Here is a 17,666-nt window from a genome sequence, read left to right as displayed (position 1 = left end):
TTGCGATTGATCACGCCGGTACGGAACCAAGTACCATCCCGTTCGTAGAATCGGGAATCAGGATGGCATAGGTTTGAAATGGATGTGGGGCAAACGGTATGACGACTCATGAACCGAACGGCAATGGGACGGACCGCGAGAACGGCCGAAACGAACAACTGGCATGGGATTTGACAAGTGATGATGTTCTGCCGGCAGCCGATACCGGTAGAAGGGATTTGGTGCCCGGCTCTCTGGAATGGATTTCAGCTCTGCAACCCACCGATGCCGATGCAATCAGTCTTGACGAACTCGATGTCACTGAGCTGACCAATCAGGCTGCGGCCCGGCTTTGGGCGCGGGTGGCTTCGTGGGTGGAGAACGACCAGGTGGCATACTATATCGACGATTCACCGGTTTCCTCCGATTCCGCCTACGACGCTCGCGTACGATGCCTGACGCGTCTTGAATCGGCTTTTCCCGCCCTCGATACCCCGCAATCACCGACGCACCGCGTCGGAGGAACGTTCTCCAATGATTTCGCCTCGGTGCGGCATCCTTCGCAGATGATGAGCCTCGACGACGTGTTTTCGATTGAGGAACTGCGTGGATGGTACGACGGTGTTCGGCAGTCTCTGGGACTAGCCCAAGGTGATGTATTGCCGATGAGTTGCGAAGTCAAAATAGACGGCCTGGCACTGAATCTTCTGTACCGAAATGGGGTGTTGGAACAGGGATTGACACGTGGTGACGGTGTGACCGGTGAAGACATCACGACCAACGTGCGTACCATTGGCTCGATTCCTGCGACTTTGGCTGGCGAAGCCAGCGACATCCCAGAGTTTGTGGAGATACGTGGAGAGGTATTCATGCGTTGGGATGACTTCCGCGCGTTGAATCAGGCCAATGAGGACGAAGGCAATGCCGCTTTTGCAAACCCGAGAAACGCGGCAGCAGGGTCGCTTCGTCAGAAGGATCCTCGCATCACGGCTTCGCGGCATTTAAGTTTTTACGCCCATGGACTTGGTCAGTTGCGTTGGGGTAGCGATTCGGTCCATCGGGGTCACGATGAGGTCAACGATCAGTCCGAGGCATATGAGCTGTACCGTAAATGGGGCGTTCCAATTTCGCCGCACAACCGCGAAGTGACCACGTTCGATCAGGTGCTTGAGATGATCGATCACTATGGTGAACATCGCGACCAGATTGAGCATGCACTCGATGGCATCGTACTTAAAGTCGATGATCTGCGGTTGCAACGACGCTTAGGCGCCACTTCCAGGGCTCCGAAGTGGGCTATCGCATACAAATACCCCCCTGAAGAAGTCAATACCAAGCTGCTTGATATCGCAGTGCAGGTTGGGCGTACCGGACGTGTCACTCCGGTCGCCGTGCTTCAGCCCGTGTATGTCGCCGGTTCCACGGTGGCTGCCGCGACACTGCACAACCCTTCGGAGGTCAAGCATAAGAACGTGTTGATCGGAGACACCGTGGTTGTGCGTAAAGCCGGTGATGTCATTCCGGAAATCGTCGGTCCCGTGCTTGAATTACGTAAAGGGCATGAGGAACAGCTGCGTGAATTTGTGATGCCTGAATATTGTCCGTCGTGCGGCACGAAGCTGGCGCCGGCGAAAGAGGGCGACAAGGACATTCGCTGTCCGAACATCGAATCATGCCCGGCACAGTTCACCCAACGGATCATGAACCTCGCCGGCCGCAAGGCGTTCGACATCGAGCATTTGGGGGAGCAGAGCGCGATTGCTTTGACCAATCCCGAAGACAACCGGCCTGATTCCGTGGCCACCTATGCCCCCGATTTGCGTGATATCGAGGTGGCTCCGGGGCAGGAGCCTGAGCCGTATACGCCTGCTCCTGGATTGACCCTGCCCGCCAAGCAACTGCCGGTGCTCACCAGCGAGGCGGACCTGTTCTCGTTGAGCGCGGACGATTTGCGTGATGTCGAGGTGTGGCGCGAATCTGCGATTATCGAGGTCAGCGAAGCGACCGATGCGAAAGGCAAGCAACGCAAGATACGGCGTCGTGTGGGTGGTTCCGGATTGTGGCATCGCGTTCCGGCCTTTTGGACGGCTCCCACATCGGCCAAAAGGCTGAAGTCGAAGAATTCGGCGGGCAACGCCGATGATTCCGAATCTGTCCAGACGGCTCAAACTCCGATGGACAATTCGGCGGCGTTGGGTGACGAGCCGGGTACGCCGGTATTGAATGACCGGAATAGTTCCCGTTGGCCCGGTTACGACGTGCCAGCCGACGCCGTGGTCGTCGGCACGCGCTCCGGTGGAGTCAGGAATTTCGAAGGACGCCCCGTATATGTGCGTCCTGCAGAGAATACGCGAAAGATGCTCGAAGAGATAGGCAAGGCCAGGCAGGCTGACCTGTGGCGCGTGTTGGTGGCGCTTTCCATTCGACGTCTGGGTCCGCCCACGGCGCGGTTGATTGCTGGGCGCTTCGGCTCGCTTGATGCCATCAGTAAGGCTGGTGTGGAAGAGCTGGCTCAGATCAACGGGATTGGCACTGAGATCGCCGAATCGGTCGTCGGCTGGTTTGCGGCAGCGCGTGAGCCCGGCGATTGGCGTGGCAAAATACTCGATGCTTGGAAAGCGGCCGGTGTCGGCCAAAGCGTAGAGGAGAACACCCTACCGCAGACACTTAGCGGAAGGACCGTCGTGGTCACCGGATCGCTTGAGGATTACAGTCGTGAAGGTGCTCAAGAGGCCATTGTCGAGCGCGGTGGCAAGGCGGCGGGCTCGGTGAGTAGGAAAACCGATTACGTGGTCATCGGCGCCAACGCCGGATCAAAGGCGTCCAAGGCTGAGGCATTGGGGATTCCCATGCTTGATGAGACGCAGTTCAAACAGTTGTTGGTAACCGGTGAGCCGGGTGCAAAGGCGAATGCGTAATCCGCTTGTTGACCAGGTTGCAATGCCGTCAAGCCGTTAGGGATGAGTTGCGATCAGTTTCGTGTTCCGACACGTACAACATTGGCGGACTGCACTCACGTTTTTCTTGGTTGCTCTGGCAAGTCGCATTTCTAAACGCTATCGTATGAGTGGAATCGTGAGGAGAGACGATATGACAGATATGATGGACCCCCATACGATTGAGGCGGAGGTCTATGAACGGCTCAGCCGTGTCATTGACCCGGAACTCGGCCGATCAGTCACCGACCTCGGCATGATCGTCGCGGTGGTTGCTCGGCCTGTCGACGACTGCAATGCAACTGTCGCAACCGCAACGGACGGTGGCTCAGGCGTAAAAGACGGATCAATTCTGCCGCCGGATTATGATGGTGCGCGGTCGAGCGCCGACCGTTATGATGTCACGGTCAAAGTTGAACTGACGGTTCCGGGCTGTCCGCTGTCTGAAACGATCACGGACCAGATCAACGGCGCGATCAGCTCATATCAGGCTTGCAAGCTGATACCGCATATCGAAGTGGGCACGATGGGACCCGAGAAGCTTGACTCGCTTGTCTCTCGTCTCAAGGCCGAACGTCGGCAGAACCCGTTCAACAAACCGGGCATCAAAACCCGTATTTTCGCTGTGGCATCCGGCAAAGGCGGTGTTGGTAAATCATCGGTTGCGGCGAATCTTGCCGCCACGTTTGCCGCGCTTGGCTACGACACGGCCGCCATCGACGCGGATATCTATGGTTTCTCGTTGCCGCGTCTATTGGGAGTGCACACACAGCCCACTGATCTCAATGGCATGCTGATGCCCGTTACCGCTTGGGGCGTCAAGCTCATTTCCATCGGCATGTTTGCCGGGTCGGACCGGGCGATTCTCTGGCGAGGCCCGCGTCTGCAACGCTCGCTGGAACAGTTCCTCGCCGATGTGTGGTGGGGAGAGCCGGATGTGCTGGTGCTGGACATGGCTCCGGGAACAGGGGACATGGCGCTCTCCGTGGCGCAGACCCTGCCCAACGCCGAGTTGCTTGTGGTCACCACCCCGCAGCCGAGCGCCTCCGAAGTGGCCGTGCGTTCGGGCCTGGTGGCGCTGCAAGTGCCGATGAAGGTGCGTGGGGTCATCGAGAACATGAGTTATTTCGATCACCGTGGTGAGCGTCTCAACATTTTCGGTGAGGGCGGCGGTGTTCGCGTCAGTGAGCGACTCACCTCGGCGCTGGGTTACGATGTGCCGTTGCTGACCCAGTTGCCGTTGCTTCCGCAGATTCGTCAGACCGGAGAAGCCGGGCGACCTGCGGTGTTGCAACCTGATGGAACCTTGGGCACCGGGCCACTGGCCATGTCTTTTACGAATCTGGCCCAAACGCTGATGCGATAGTGCATGTCGCTGGGGGCGCTGCAGAGTAAATAAAAGTTGTTTTAGCGCCACATATGACGAAGGCGACGTCATTACATTCTGGCAATTGACGTCGCCTTCACATGGCATTGAGTATTCGACTTTCAGATGTTGAAGTAAAGCTCGTACTCGAGTGGGGTGGGAGCCAACCGCTGCTGGTCGATTTCATCGCGCTTCAAAGCCACCCAGGTTTCCAGCAGATCAGGAGTGAACACATCGCCGGCGGTGAGGAAGTCGTTATCCTCCTCAAGGGCATCGAGCGCTTCTCCCAATGAGGCCGGTACGTGCTTCATGGTGTTCAGTTCCTCCGGCGGAAGTTCGTAGATATCCTTGTCAACGGGAGCCGGCGGCTCGATGTGGTTGAGCACGCCATCAATGCCGGCCATCAGCTGGGCGGAGAATGCAAGGAACGGATTGGCCGAAGGGTCGGGCACGCGGAACTCAATGCGCTTGGCCGCCGGCGAGGTGCCTGCGAACGGTATGCGGATCGCCGCTGAGCGGTTACGCGCCGAGTATACAAGATTCGTCGGGGCTTCGTATCCGGGCACCAAACGCTTATAGGAGTTCAAGGACGGGTTCGTGAACGCCAGCACGGACGATGCGTGCCTAATCAGGCCTCCGATGTACCAGCGAGCAATGTCGGAAAGACCGCCGTAGCCGTTCTCGTCGAAGAAGAGCGGTTTGCCGTCCTTCCAGAGCGACTGGTGGCAGTGCATGCCGGTACCGTTGTCACCGGCGATGGGCTTGGGCATGAAGGTCACGGCCTTGCCTGCCTCGAAGGCGGTTTCGTGCACGACGTACTTGTACTTCATCAGATCATCGCCGGCATGCAGCAACGTGTTGAAGCGGTAGTTGATCTCCTGCTGGCCGGCGCCGCCCACCTCGTGGTGGCTGCGTTCGAGGATAAGGCCGACCTTTTGCAGATTCGCGACCATGTCGTCGCGCAAATCCTGATTGTGATCCTGCGGAGCCGGCGGGAAGTAGCCGCCCTTGACCCTATTCTTGAATCCGATGTTCGGCGAACCGTCCAGTTCGGCCTCGGCGCCGGTGTTCCAAGGGGCCTCGTTGGAATCGACCTCGTAGAATGAACGCTGCATGGAATTCTCGAAACGCACACTGTCGAACAGGAAGAACTCGGCTTCAGGGGCGAAGCAGGCCGTGTCGGCAACGCCGGTGGACTTGATGTAGGCCTCCGCCTTGGCAGCCACCTGACGAGGGTCTCGTGAGTAAGGCTCCATGGTGATCGGGTCCACGACGGAATGCGAAACGATGAGCGTCTTGTGCTTGCGGAACGGGTCAAGGTATGCCGTCGAAACGTCTGGAAGCAACTTCATGTCAGAGTTCTCAATAGCCTGGAAGCCACGGATGGAGGAACCGTCAAACGGTTCGCCGTCCGTGAAGGCGTCCTTGAGAAACTCGCTGGCGGGAACCGTGAAGTGCTGCTGAACTCCAATCAAATCGGTGAATCGCACGGAAACGTACTCAACACCTTCTGTATTAATTAGGGCCTCAAGGTCCTCCTTGGTTTCAAGTGCACTCATGGAGTGTTCCTTTCGTTCGAATTGGATAATGACATCAGTGTGGACGATGCGGATTTCGTCGATTCGTGATTTGGGTTACATCCATGTTTCGTTTATGTCCATAGTCGAGACATGGATCATGGCTGCACTCAGCGGCCGCGCATCGCACGACGGCTGATATGTTGGGGATGGGTTGGATCCATGCCCTTGGGAATGCCCAGGCCTCGCTTTTCCTGCAAGGTCCGTAGACGCTCATTAAGCGTGGTGAGTTCTTCCTTGGTCAGCACGAAACGTCTACGCGGATGAACCTTCTGCATGAGGAGGAACTTATGGTCCGTGGGTTCGTAGGTTTTGCACTTGAGCACTGTTTTGCGCAGATCTCTGAGCTTGGTTTGACCGGGCTCGGTGCCTACGGAAATGCTGTACACCGGAATTGACGAGCCTGCCACAACACCCTTGATGGCCCGCTCCTGACGTTGCAGGGGGCGCGCCAGACGGCTTCTGTTGCCCTCCGCCAGCAGGTAGATTCCGTTGTATCCAGTTCCGCGCCAGATGGCTTCCTTGGTCTTCGGGTCGATCCATACGGGAGTTTCAGAGAAGTAGTAACCGGCCTTGTTGATGTTGCTCAACACGCTCACCGCCGCACCCGGCTTGCCTTCGAGCTTCGCGAAACCGACCTTGTCCGCGCGATTGGTGAGCGTCATTGTGAACAGAAGCGCTCCGACCATGACCACCAAGATCATCATGAAGATCCATGTCAGCCAGTGCCAGTGCATGATAAGACCCAGAACCACGCCGAGCACGATAGGCAGCAGGAACGCGCCAAGCAACATCCAGGGCAGCAGTGGCTCCTCCGGCTTGGTGTACTTATAAATCTGAATGATCTGCCGGATGATTTTCGGCCCTTTGTTTTTGGCTTTCTTCTCTTCTGCCATTGGCTTTCCTTTGCTGTGCTTTCGCGATGAATGCTATGTCAATCCTAGCAGTGCCACTGACTGCCTATGTCAGCACTTGTTCTACCGCGTGTTGAGTGGTCGTCCGTCTGCTTTGAGCAATGCCTCGCCCATCGCCTCGGCAAAAGTCGGGTGTGGATGAATCAGGCTTGATGCACGGTCGAGCGGCACCCTATTCCCGATCAATTCTTCGGCCTCGGCAATCAGATCGCCTGCGTCGGGGGCAAGCATGTGTGCGCCGAGTAGCACGGTCACGTCCGGAAGCTCGGTGTATCGGCCGGTGACGAGCGCCAGTGAGGCGGGTTGGCCACTCATCATGATTCTTGGATTGCCCAGCATCGGATAGATGGTTTCCTCGGCGGAGATAACCGCGTCATCGTCATTCGCCTGGTCAAGCGTCAATCCCACGCTGGCGGCTTGTGGCGTGGTGAACACGACTTTGGCGACGGTGTTGTCATCCACCGGCTGTGGATGGAGTCCTGCGATCGTTTCCGCAATAGCCAGTCCCTGCGCAAAGGCCCGATGAGCCAGTCCCGGCCCTTTGGTGATGTCGCCAAGAGCCCAAACATGCGGCAAATTCGTACGTCCGTATTCATCGGTGACGACCAGGCCGTGCTCGTCCAAATTCAGCGAGTTCGTCTCGAACCAAGGTTCGTCGGTGTTCGGGTCGCGTCCGATGGCCACCAGCACGATGTCGGTCGTAAGGGTATGTTCGCCATCGTCCCCTTCGGTGATATAACGCAACGCCGTAGACGGTTGAGACCGATCGGAGCCGTCTATTCGCAGTGCATGACTGTGTGTGATGACGTTTACGCCTTGCCGCTTGAGTGAGCGGGTCAGGGCTTGGGATGTGCGTCGGTGCCAAGCCGACAGTACGCGGTCGCCACGGATGAGCAGCGTGACCTCAACACCGGCCTGACGCCACATCGAGGCGAACTCAACCGCTATGGTTCCTGATCCGATAATCGTCGCCTTACGAGGGAAGCGTGGAAGGTCGAGAGCGGTCGTGGAGTCGATGACCGTTCCTTCGAAGGGGATATCCGGCAGTGGTCTGGGCCGAGAACCCGTCGCCAGCACAATATCGTCGGCCTCGATGATGCGGACGCAAGCCTGAGCGTGCCTTGCGACCCTGTCGGAATCACCATCCGTACGCTCACCTGTTCGGTGCCGCCGGTCTTCGGATCCGGGGGCATGATCCTGGTTTGATGGGCTGACCGCGATCTGGCGGGGGCCTGTCATTTCAGCCGATCCGGTGATAACCGTTACGCCACGAGCCTTCAGAAGGGAGGACAGACCCTCCGTCATGGAGACGACCGAATCCTGCTTGTAGCGGTTGAGCCGTTCAAAATCAATGGACTCGATGCTGGCGTTGATGCCCATACGCGCGCCGTCACGCACATCGGCAATCGTTCGTGTCGCTTCGATCAGCGCCTTGGAGGGGATGCAGCCACGGTTAAGACACGTGCCTCCGAGCTTCTGGTCCTTTTCGACGAGAGCCACGGAGAGCCCGAGCTGCGCGGCCCTCAAAGCCGTGGAATAGCCGCCCGGGCCTGCACCGATGATCGCAATGTCGTAATGCTCGACCATTCTGCTCCAATCGATTTCAAATGTTTTGGCAACGGGTTGGTTTCCGGGGCGCCACTTGCTTCGGTCATTTCGACTCGATTAATGTAATGCGACGTCGTCTGCGCGGAATTCATATTGAAAGTCGTTTGAAACAACGTCGCATGAAACCATGGTTGTTGAGTCTGGTCCGCCAACCGTGTCACGCATTTATGATACTCGCTGAGCGTTGGATCGAACCGAGCCGATTCTGTGGTCTACCTCGGCCATTCACCGCGCTTCTTGGCGCGCGGCTTGGGTATGCGCCAACGTCGGGGCTGAATCGTGCGCTGCATGGCGTACGAAAACGCGCGTGACCCCTTGGCCACCGACTTTTCGCCGTATTTTTCAATCAGTTTCGGCTTGAGCTTGCGCCACATGAGCCACACATCAATGACGCAGGCGAAAAGGTAGACGTAAAGGGCAATCATCAACGGCAAATAGAGCGCCGGCCACTGAACCATCAGCACCATCATCAGCAGAAGCACGATGAGTGTGACCGGCATGAAATATTCGGAGATATTGAACCGTGCGTCGATATAGTCGCGCATGTAAATGTGCGCCGGATCTTGTTCGAGTCGGGGCATGTTGGGAATGTCGCCGGTGCGCATCGCCTCGTACTGTCGGTCCTCACGCTCACGGATGCGCTTCTTCGCCGCTTTTGCCTCGGCCTTGCGATCCTTGGGGACCAACGGATGCAGGTTGCGCGACTGCGCCTCTTTCATCTTCGGGGTGGGTCGGCCTTTGCCTTGGGTCGCTTCGGTTTTCGCTTCCGGCTCAGCGTCGACGTCCTTCTTGTTTTTGCTGCTGAAGGGGTTCCATGTCATGGCTTTGAGATTACGGGTAAGCCTCGACTCGCCGGTCGCAACGTTCGCCGTGTTCGCGTCATAGCGTTCGTGTCTTTATACTGGTTCTGACAAGCCGCTTTGAGTGCGGGTCAACAATACGGGGGGAGTGCGGATATGACGGCATTGGACGCCGAGGAGCTCAGAGGTCGCGTGGAAAGCGATTTCTCAAGGGTGGTTGATTTGCTCAACCAGAAGATAGCGTTGAAATCCGTGTCTGCGGAAGGCATCACCGGCGAGCATATGAAGCGTTCGGCGCAGTTCGTGGCCGAACAGCTGGCGCAAGAGGGCGTGGACGCTCGAGTGGTTCAGTCCCGAAATCCCGATGGCACCGACGGAGCCTATGAGGTGATCGGTTCCAAGATCGTCGATCCTGCGGCGCCCACTGTACTCCTTTACGCCCATCATGATGTACAGCCTGTGCCCGATGCTTCGGCATGGAGCACCGACCCGTTCGTCGGCACGGAGATCGATGGTCGTCTGTTCGGCAGAGGAGCGGCTGACGACGGCGGCGGCATTGCCATTCATTCAGGGGCTCTTCGGGCGTTGGGTGACGACCTCGGGGTCAATGTCAAGGTGTTTGTCGAAGGCGAGGAGGAGATGGGCTCGCCCAGTTTCATCCCGTTCATCGAAGCGCATAGGGACGAGTTCGATGCGGATGTCATCATTGTCGCCGACTCCGGCAACTGGAGCGCGGAGGTTCCAAGCCTGACCACCAGCCTGCGCGGCAACACCGATTTGGATGTGACGCTCAAAGTGCTTGAACACCCTGTTCATTCCGGACAGTTCGGTGGCCCGATTCTCGATGCCAACACGCTATCGGCCATGCTTATCGGCTCAATGTATGACAAAGATGGTGAACTGGCCATCGAAGGGCTTGCTTCGCAGGAACCTGTCGGGGGTCTGCAACGAGACATCGACGAGCAGGGTTTCCGTGCGGATGGAGGTGTTGTCGAGTCGTATCGGCTTGCAGGCAGGGATTCGCTCGCCTCTCGCCTTTGGGTGAAGCCCAGTATCGCCGTCATCGGCTTTGACGCGCACCCGGTCGAAGGCTCGTTCAACGTGATCGCCGACACCGCTCGATTCCGCTTGTCCATTCGTACCGCACCAAGTCAGCGTCCCGAAGACGCGGCCAAGGCCGTGACGGACTTTCTCATTGCCCACGCCCCGTTTGGCGCCGAAGTGAGAGTCGAGACCTTGGATCAGGGCATGGGGTGGAGCATGGATCCGGACGCGGAGGCATCGAAGGATGCCATGACCGCGATGCGCGAGGCGTTCGGTGTCGAGCCGGTGAACAAGGGCGAGGGCGGTTCGATTCCGTTCATCCCCGAACTGCAGCGCATCTTCCCCGACGCGCAGGTGCTGGTCACCGGCCCGGAGGACCCGAAGGCCAATGCCCACAGTCCGAACGAGTCCATAGACCTTAAGAGCCTGAAAAACAACATCCTCACCGAAGCGCTGATCCTATCGAAGTTGGGTGAGTAGCTACTGTGGATTGAGTTTCAACCTTGGTTGTGGGTGAGGTCGAAAGGCCCATTGTTTTCGACGCTCAAGGCGGTTCGGCCAAGCCTATGCAGAACATGGGTCTGTCCGTCGCACACCCCTGTGTAAGGGGATGTAACTGTTAAGCGCGAGTGGACATGGCATTAATTGCATATCGCGTTTATGATAACAAGCCACCTCCATGACCGTGGTTGGATCTCGTTTTTCGTCAGCGGCTGGGGCAAAATAGGTGTTGTTCGGGAGTAAGACCGGTCGAGCGACCCGGAGTGCCTCGAACAACACGTCTTTTGCCTCGGCCATGCCGTCCCATCATGCATTGACGAGGGCATGCTCTAGGATATCGAGCTGACACGGGGGCTGCGTCGGTGACGGTTACCGATATGGCTGAGATGAGGGTTGTCCCTCGACCGGATGAACGTGATTCCAGATAATGCTGGCGCACGGATGTCTATTTTCCCGTGCCTTCATGCACGCCGAAACGCGGCGCGTATAAGCGAAAGGCACAATTATGTCACAATCTGAACATGAAGTGATTGCCGGCCCGAACCTCAGGTGGAGGGTCGTTGACATCGCCGTGGCCTCGGCGATCGGTGTGGCCAGTTCGATCATCTATTGGGTCGTGGGTCTTCTGTACTCGCCTGTTTTCACGCCTCTCGACGCTTTGGTGCCGGGGCTCGCCGGGTTCATCAACGGACTGTGGCTGTTCGCCGGGCCTTTGGCGGCCCTTATCGTCCGTAAGCCGGGGGCCGCGATCTACGCCGAAGTCATCGCGGGCGTCCTGGAGTCTTTGTTCGGCAATCAATGGGGAGGGCTGGAGACGTTCCTCCAATCCTTTGTGCAAGGTGCATGTGCCGAGATCGTCTTCGTCGTCGTGGTCTATAAGATCTGGAACCTTGGGACCGCAGCATTGTCGGGCGTCGTGTCGGGCATCGGCTGCTGGACTTTCACCTTCCTGACCCATCTGCAAGGCTTTAATTTCATGGGTGTGTATGGCGTGTGGTACCTCGTGACCACACTGGTTTCGGGTGGTGCCATCTCCGGCGTGCTCATGTGGTATCTATATGTGGCCATCGCCAAGACCGGCGCAATCGACAAATTCGCGTCGGGTCGGGCCATCCGTCGCTCATCCGGTTTCGATTCGTGACCGATTTGGTGCATTGCAAGGTAACCGAACGAATTCACTGAAGAGGACGCATGCGTACTGAACAGTTCCCGGCATTTCATCCGAAGACCGCGCAGGTTTCACAAGGGGGCCAGATCGAAGCGAAGGCCGGAACGCCAACGCCCCCTAGTGTTTCCGCCCCTTCTCCCGCCGTAATACGGTTCGACAATTGGGGGTATCGGCATGCGTCGCGTCGCCATTTTGCGGTGCGGGGGCTGAATCTGACGATCGAGGCCGGCCAGCGGGTGCTGTTGCTCGGAGCCTCCGGCATCGGCAAGTCGACCATACTCGAGGGTGCGGCCGGCTTGCTGGGTGCCGAGGGTGCCGGCATGGACGGCGCTGACGAGGCCGGACGGTCTGTGAATGAACCGGCAGCCGGTGCTGCCGTGCTGATGGAGGACGCGGAAGGCGGCCTGACCGAAGGTTCCGTGCTGATTGACGGCGTGCCGGCCAGTCTGGCGCGCGGTCGCGTGGGTTTGGTGCTGCAGGACCCTGATGCGCAGGCGATTTTCGAGCGTTTGGGCGATAACGTGGCTTTTGGGCCGGAAAACATGGGTCTGCCCCGTGAAGACATCTGGCCTAGGGTTCACGAGAGTCTTCATGCCGTCGGTCTGGATGGCCTACAACTGCACCGTTCCACCATGCATTTGAGTGGCGGGCAGATGCAGCGGCTCGCCCTGGCCGGAGCCTTGGCCATGCGACCGGGTGCTCTGTTACTGGATGAACCGACCGCAAATCTGGACCCGGAAGGTGTGGAGCAGATTGTCGGCGCCGTGGGCGACGTGCTTCATGCGAGCGGATCGACCATGCTGTTGGTCGAGCACCGTGCCGGGCCGTGGATCGACCTGATTGACCGGGTGGTCGTATTGGGACTCGAGTCCGACGAGCAACGGCGTGTGCGCGTGACGCAGAGCGGTGACGCGGCTGAAATTGACCACAGCGGCTTCCGTCGCACCGTTATTGTGGCGGACGGTTCGCCAGAAGAGATTTTCGCTGACCCGAACCTTGATTTTGCGGGTTTGGGCATCTGGGTGCCAGGCCAATATCAGAGAAAACAGGATGTGATCACCCGTATCCATACCGCAAACGAGCCGACCACCGATCCGGCAGTTGGTTCGGACCAACCATTGCTTTCCGCCAACGATCTGTCGATAGGCAGGGACGGCAAGGCCATCGCCGAGCATATCAACCTAAGCTTCAACGCCGGCCAAATCACGGCGTTGGTGGGGGCGAACGGAGCGGGCAAATCAACGCTTTCGCTCACTCTGGCAGGGTTGTTGGAACCAGTGTCGGGCGGTGTGGTCGCTGCCTCAGTGCTGGCCGAAGGGGCCAAGGGTGACGATCCGATGCGTTGGCGTTCCATGGAACTGGCCGCGCGCATCTCATATGTGTTCCAAAATCCAGAGCATCAGTTCGCCCGTGGCACCGTGCTCGACGAGGTGATGCTCGGATTGACGCGTATAGGCACGTCTAAGGAGCAGGCCGAGCGACGTGCCCGTGAGCTGCTTCAACGGTTCAGTCTGTCCCAATATGCCTCGGCCAACCCGTATACGCTGTCCGGCGGGGAGAAACGCAGACTGACCGTGGCCGCGGCCCTGGCCTCCTCGCCGCGCGTCATCATCCTGGATGAGCCGACGTTCGGACAGGATCGTCGGACCTGGGCCGAGATCGTGCGACTGATTCATTCGTTGCGCGGTGACGGGGTGAGCGTCATCGTCGTTACTCACGACCGTGAACTCGTCACCGCGCTCGGCGCCCGCGTCGTCGAGCTTGAGGCCATCGGTGCGTCTGGCGACGGCCTGCAGAAGGACCGTCCTGCGTCAGACGGTACGTCAACGCTAGACGGAACGTCGCCCAACCAAACATCCGCATCAAGCGGAACGTCCACGATGAACGGCCAATCGTGTGGTCCTACGGATACCTCGGAGTCGACGGGAGCCATCAAGGCCGGAACCCATATCCCGGTCAGTCCGGTTGAACACCGCGGTGAGGCGGTTCGAGCCACGAGTCGCTCGCCGTTTTTGTCGTCCCTGAATCCGGTGTTCCGCCTTTTCGGCGGATTTTTGATTGCTTTCCCCATGATTCTCAGCCTGGATTGGGTTTCCGCAAGCGTTGCGCTGGCCATTGAGTTTGCGCTGTTGCTCTGCATCGGCTTTTCGCCGCTGCAAGTCATCAAATCGTCATGGCCCGTATGGGTGGGGGCGCCCGGTTCCGCATTGGCCGTACTGCTCTACGGCAAGTCGGGCGGGGCGTTGTGGTGGCAATGGGGCATGATTCATGTCACCAGCCGTTCCGCGTTCCTTGCGCTGGCGACCGGCATCAGAATACTGGCCATCGGCATTCCTGCGATCATCGCGGTGCTTGGCATCGAGACGACCGATCTGGCCGATGCGCTCAGCCAGATCCTGCACTTGCCCGACCGCTTTGTCTACGGCGGGCTCGCGGGCATGCGTCTCTTCTCGGTGCTGCGTGATGACTGGGTTGCCCTGACGGCCTCACGCCGTTCGCGGGGTCTCGGCGACGAGAACAAGGTCAAGGCGTTCTTCCCGCAAACCTTCGCGCTGCTGGTTTTGTCGATCCGCCGTTCCACCATGCTCGCCACCGCCATGGAGGCCCGCGGCTTCGGCGCCGACGTCCCGCGCACTCATGCCCGCATCAGCGTGGTGAATCCCCGGGACTGGGTCTTCGTGGCGGTGTGCCTCGTCATCCCCGTAATCGCCCTGACTTCGGCCGCCCTAGCCGGTGCCTTCGTCTTCTTCGGCGGGTAAACCGTCGAACGCAAATCTCGTTGATGGCGGATAGATTTAAAGGCGCGAGACGAAGACTTTGGGCTGCGATTACGCTCAAGCTGGTTGATTTTGGGCCATGCGTAGACTCTGGCCGTTGCTATGGTGGCAGATGCCGGAGGTAAGGCGGACGCCCTCTGGAACGGCGAGCCTTGGTGCTTAAATTCAGGCGCTCACGCACGAACTTGTCGGCTCGGTTCCTTTTGCGCACTTCCCGCGTTGCTTTCCCCGAATATCCGGGCGCTCAGGTGTATGCCCTGCTCTGCATTGGCGTATATGAGACTCGCCTGGGTGTTCGCGAGGCAAACCGGCATGCGCCTGCCGCGATTTTGAATCGGGGTGCGGTCTGCTTGTCGAATTCTGTTGGCTCACATCTCCGGCGACTTCGCGCAGTCCCTTGTCATCGACGACGAATACCGCCGAATTCCTTGCAAAGAGACTGCGTTCCCAAACGGATGGTGATTGAATGACACCATTCGGTTGATTGAACGATTTTGAAGATGAGAATGTCAGTATGTGCTGCATTATCGTGGGAATCGAGGCAGCTCAAGGTGCAGGAAGTGGCGGCGCGCTTGTGCGACAATTGTAATTCCGGCAAGGCTGAGTACTGGAACGGTCAGGAGCGACGACGGATGACGGCCGTTGCCATCGATCCGGAGTTGTTCGCTGACGGTTTGTGAAATGCTTTCAAAGCGCCCTGAGCCTGCCATATAGATGACTGAAAAAAGAGGGAACCTGGCTTGGTGCATGCGTCGCGTAAAGTTGGGAGCATGCCTATGAACCCTGATGTCATCGAGAACGTGAAGTCCGAGCGCGTGCGGCGCGTGGCCGATCTAGCCAAGTCGCACGGACGGAAGAAAGCGGGGAGGTTCCTTGTCGAGGGACCTCAGTCCGTCCGCGAGGCTGTGCGCTGGGTGCCCACAGCGCTCGTGGATGTGTATGTACAGATGGGGGACGGGCCGCAGGGGCTGTTTTCCAAGGTCGTAGCCGACATCGTGGACGAGGCTGACCGGCGAGGATTGTATATACATCATGTCACCGCTAGTGTAATGCATAAAATGAGCGATGATTCACAGGGCATCGTCGCCGTGGCTCAGACGGAAACCTTCGAAAGCGTGATGCAAGAACGTTCTGCCGCATTCGCCAATTCTACGTCTTTGTCGCCAGACCGTAAGACCGATGGCGCCGAAAATCCGACATCGATGGCAAATGCCGTTCCCGCCAGAGGGCGACGGATGGCTCCGGGCGACTTGTCAGAGGTCGTCTTGAAGGCCGATGCGCACACGAATTCGAACACTGAGTCGACCACGGTCGCCGCGTTCTGGCAGGTGCGGGACCCGGGCAATGCGGGTACGGTGATTCGGTCCGCGGATGCGGCCGGGTGCGCTGCGGTTATCTTCGTCGACGACTGCGTGGACCGGTTCAATCCCAAGGTCATCCGCTCGACCGCGGGCTCCCTGTTCCACATTCCCGTTGTGACGATGACAACGGACGAATTCTTTGATTGGGCGCGGTCGGACGGTCGTGAGGTGATGGCGGCTGATGTCTATGGCACGCCGGAGGTCAGGCCCGAGTCTCTTGTCGAAGTCATCGGTGGAGATTTGCACGCTTACCGCATGCCTTCTGATCGGCAGACCGCTGGCGACGAGGTGCGTAACGATGGAAGGTCACCCCGTACCGTCCTGTTCGGCAACGAGGCGCGTGGCCTGCCCGCAGAAGTGCTCGGGCGAGTCGATCGCATCGTTTCGATTCCGCTTTACGGCAAGGCGGAGTCGTTGAACCTCGCCACGAGTGCGGCGGTCATGCTTTTCTCGCTCGCTATGTCGAGTCATATTGAAACAATGGGGAGGCTGTGAAGGCTTGATATTGGTGCAATTTGCGCATGGCGCGATTCGTGCTGAAGTGAAGGGAAAGGCTACTGGTGGCAGGGAGTTCGACATTCGACGCCGAAAAGGTGACCGACGCGGTCATTGAGGGCATCGCGAAGATCAAGGATGCCTCCACGATGGAGGGTCTCAAGGCGATCAAAGCGCAATATGCCGGCGCTGATTCGGTGATGACGCAAGCGAGCCGGGCCATTGGTGGTCTCGGCAAGGACGAGAAGAAGACGGCCGGTCAGCTCATGGGCAAGCTTCGTGCGGACTTCGGACGCGCCTATGGGCTCAAGGAGTCGGAGGTCAAGGCCGAGGATGAGGCGCGAAAGCTCGGCAGCGAGACGGTGGACATGACGTTGCCGGTCAACCGCAAGCCGATCGGTAGCCGTCATCCGCTGCCCAAGCTCATGGAGGACGTCGAGGATCTTTTCATCTCGATGGGTTGGCAGATTTCCGAAGGCCCCGAGGTGGAAACCGAATGGTACGACTTCGACGCACTGAACTTCGGCCCCGACCATCCCGCGCGCCAGATGCAGGACACGTTCTACGTCAAAGGCAACCAGGCCAGGGACGCGGCGGGCTTTGTCGGTTCCAACATGGTCCTGCGCACGCAGACCTCCTCAGATCAGGTACGTGGCCTGATTGCTCGTGGCGTGCCGCTGTACATAGCATCCCCGGGCCGTGTGTTCCGCACGGATGAGCTCGATGCGACGCATACACCTGTGTTTCATCAGTGCGAGGCGCTTGCGGTCGACAAGAACCTCACGATGGGCGACCTCAAGGGTGTGCTCGACAAGCTGGCGGTCACCATGTTCGGGCCGGAGGCCAAGAGCCGCCTGCGTCCCAGCTACTTCCCCTTCACTGAGCCGAGTGCGGAGCTTGACCTATGGTTCCCAGACAAGAAGGGGGGACCTGGCTGGATCGAATGGGGCGGTTGCGGCATGGTGAACCCGAACGTTCTGAGGTCCGCAGGCATCGACCCGGATGTCTACACCGGATTCGCGTTCGGTGTCGGCATGGAGCGCACGTTGCTGCTGCGCCATGATATCAATGACATGCACGACCTTGTTGAGGGCGACGTGCGTTTCAGCAAGCAGTTTGTGATGGGGGAGTGAATTTCCA

Annotated in this window: 12 protein-coding genes; 8 read left to right on the top strand and 4 right to left on the bottom strand. The window is 58.7% G+C overall.

Annotated features, from left to right (window positions below):
- Positions 1–98 precede the first annotated feature (98 nt).
- Both ligA and BBOH_RS00790 read left to right on the top strand, forming a co-directional pair.
- Positions 99–2,897 carry an NAD-dependent DNA ligase LigA gene (gene ligA / locus BBOH_RS00795; RefSeq protein WP_052118094.1) on the top strand — a complete coding sequence of 933 codons (2,799 nt, stop codon included), beginning with the start codon at positions 99–101 and terminating at the stop codon, positions 2,895–2,897.
- 181 nt (positions 2,898–3,078) lie between these two features.
- Positions 3,079–4,281 (top strand): P-loop NTPase, encoded by a 1,203-nt coding sequence (locus BBOH_RS00790; RefSeq protein WP_033520623.1) that lies wholly within the window; start codon positions 3,079–3,081, stop codon positions 4,279–4,281.
- A 122-nt stretch (positions 4,282–4,403) separates the two neighbouring features.
- Here BBOH_RS00790 and glnA read toward each other — a convergent pair whose 3' ends face one another.
- The 4 genes from glnA to BBOH_RS00770 all read right to left on the bottom strand — a co-directional run bounded on the left by glnA (position 4,404) and on the right by BBOH_RS00770 (position 9,201).
- Positions 4,404–5,840: a type I glutamate--ammonia ligase gene (gene glnA / locus BBOH_RS00785; protein WP_033520222.1), complete on the bottom strand. Its 1,437-nt coding sequence runs from the start codon at positions 5,838–5,840 to the stop codon at positions 4,404–4,406.
- A gap of 128 nt (positions 5,841–5,968) precedes the next feature.
- On the bottom strand, positions 5,969–6,754 hold the full coding sequence (locus tag BBOH_RS00780) for a DUF4191 domain-containing protein (protein ID WP_033520221.1): 786 nt from the start codon (positions 6,752–6,754) through the stop codon (positions 5,969–5,971).
- A gap of 81 nt (positions 6,755–6,835) precedes the next feature.
- Positions 6,836–8,359 (bottom strand): dihydrolipoyl dehydrogenase family protein, encoded by a 1,524-nt coding sequence (locus BBOH_RS00775; RefSeq protein ID WP_033520220.1) that lies wholly within the window; start codon positions 8,357–8,359, stop codon positions 6,836–6,838.
- A 233-nt stretch (positions 8,360–8,592) separates the two neighbouring features.
- On the bottom strand, positions 8,593–9,201 hold the full coding sequence (locus BBOH_RS00770) for a DUF3043 domain-containing protein (RefSeq protein WP_033520219.1): 609 nt from the start codon (positions 9,199–9,201) through the stop codon (positions 8,593–8,595).
- Between the two features lie 135 nt (positions 9,202–9,336).
- Between BBOH_RS00770 and BBOH_RS00765 the strand changes: the two genes are divergently transcribed.
- The 6 genes from BBOH_RS00765 (at position 9,337) to pheS (ending at position 17,659) form a co-directional block, all read left to right on the top strand.
- Positions 9,337–10,704 (top strand): dipeptidase, encoded by a 1,368-nt coding sequence (locus BBOH_RS00765; protein WP_033520218.1) that lies wholly within the window; start codon positions 9,337–9,339, stop codon positions 10,702–10,704.
- A gap of 526 nt (positions 10,705–11,230) precedes the next feature.
- Positions 11,231–11,866, top strand: a complete 636-nt coding sequence (locus tag BBOH_RS00760) for an ECF transporter S component (protein ID WP_033520217.1) — start codon at positions 11,231–11,233, stop codon at positions 11,864–11,866.
- A gap of 50 nt (positions 11,867–11,916) precedes the next feature.
- On the top strand, positions 11,917–14,652 hold the full coding sequence (locus tag BBOH_RS00755; RefSeq protein WP_081930239.1) for an ATP-binding cassette domain-containing protein: 2,736 nt from the start codon (positions 11,917–11,919) through the stop codon (positions 14,650–14,652).
- Between the two features lie 518 nt (positions 14,653–15,170).
- Positions 15,171–15,350, top strand: coding sequence for a hypothetical protein (locus BBOH_RS08675; RefSeq protein ID WP_143242338.1), 180 nt, complete (start codon positions 15,171–15,173; stop codon positions 15,348–15,350).
- A 90-nt stretch (positions 15,351–15,440) separates the two neighbouring features.
- The gene (locus tag BBOH_RS00750; protein WP_033520216.1) at positions 15,441–16,526 is read left to right on the top strand and encodes a TrmH family RNA methyltransferase; all 1,086 of its coding nucleotides are present in this window, start codon (positions 15,441–15,443) and stop codon (positions 16,524–16,526) included.
- 65 nt (positions 16,527–16,591) lie between these two features.
- Complete coding sequence (gene pheS / locus BBOH_RS00745; RefSeq protein WP_033520215.1) at positions 16,592–17,659, top strand: phenylalanine--tRNA ligase subunit alpha; 1,068 nt, start codon at positions 16,592–16,594, stop codon at positions 17,657–17,659.
- The last annotated feature ends 7 nt before the right edge of the window (positions 17,660–17,666 follow it).

It is taken from the genome of Bifidobacterium bohemicum DSM 22767 (assembly GCF_000741525.1).
Classification (GTDB): domain Bacteria; phylum Actinomycetota; class Actinomycetes; order Actinomycetales; family Bifidobacteriaceae; genus Bifidobacterium; species Bifidobacterium bohemicum.
The sequence above is the reverse complement of the archived record's forward strand: the minus strand, read 5'-3'. Positions and strand labels throughout refer to the sequence as shown.